The 991-nt window shown below is 74.2% G+C and carries 1 protein-coding gene; it reads right to left on the reverse strand.

All coding sequences use genetic code 11. From position 1 onward, the window contains the following. Nucleotides 1-115: 115 nt before the first annotated feature. Nucleotides 116-991, reverse strand: an 876-nt coding sequence (locus FOE67_RS26900) for an iron-containing alcohol dehydrogenase (RefSeq protein ID WP_182667425.1), incomplete at its 5' end; no start/stop codon positions are given.

A 991-nucleotide genomic window follows, 5' to 3' on the forward strand; every position in this document is an offset into this window, starting at 1 on the left:
GGACGGGGGGTGGTGGCTCCGGGTCGTGCGCTCATGGCGGTCACCTCTGGGTGGTGATGCCGGCGGGGCGGCCGGTGGGACGCCCCGCCGGGGGTGGTCCGGGCTCCTCGCCCGGTCAGGCGGCGGTGGTTCCGGGGGTGGTGTCGGACGCGGTGGCGGTGCGGACCGGCGGCTCGTAGGCCAGCCGCATCAGCCGCTGCATCTCGCCGAGCATCGGCATCCGCGGGTTGGCGGGGGCGCACTGGTCGGCGTAGGCGTTGCGGGCCTGCTGCGGCAGGGAGGCCAGGTACTCCTCCTCCGGGACACCGGCGGCGCGGAAGGAGTTCGGGATGCCGCAGCGGTCGCGCAGGTCCTCCACCGCGCGGGCGAGGGACTCCACCCCCTCCTCCGGGGTCGCGGCGGGCAGGCCCAGTGCCAGGGCGATCTCCCGGTAGCGCTCCGGGGCCCGGTAGGTCTCGTACTTGGGCCAGGCGGAGAGCTTGGTGGGGACGCCGCCGTTGTGCCGGATGACGTGCGGCAGCAGGATCGCGTTGGTGCGGCCGTGGGCGATGCCGAAGGTGTGGCCCAGGGTGTGCGCCATGGCGTGCACCATGCCGAGGAAGGCGCTGCCGAAGGCCATGCCGGCGACGGTGGCGGCGTTGTGCATCCGCTCGCGGGCGACCGGCTGCCGGGCGCCGTCGCGCACGCAGGTCTCCAGGTTCCCGAAGATCAGCCGGATGGCCTGCAGGCACAGCCCGTCGGTGTAGTCGTTGGCGTAGACCGAGACGTACGCCTCGATGGAGTGGGTCAGGGCGTCGAAGCCGGAGTCGGCGGTGACCTCCGGGGGCAGGGTCGTGGTCAGCTCGGGGTCGACGATCGCCACGTTCGGGGTCAGGGCGTAGTCGGCCAGCGGGTACTTGCGGGCGGCGGCCGGGTCGGAGATCACCGCGAAGGGGGTGACCTCGGCTCCGGTGCCGGAGGTGGTGGGCACGGCCACCAGTCGGGTGCGGGC

This window comes from Streptomyces calidiresistens (genome assembly GCF_014141525.1).
In the GTDB taxonomy this organism is placed as follows: Bacteria; Actinomycetota; Actinomycetes; order Streptomycetales; family Streptomycetaceae; genus Streptomyces; species Streptomyces calidiresistens.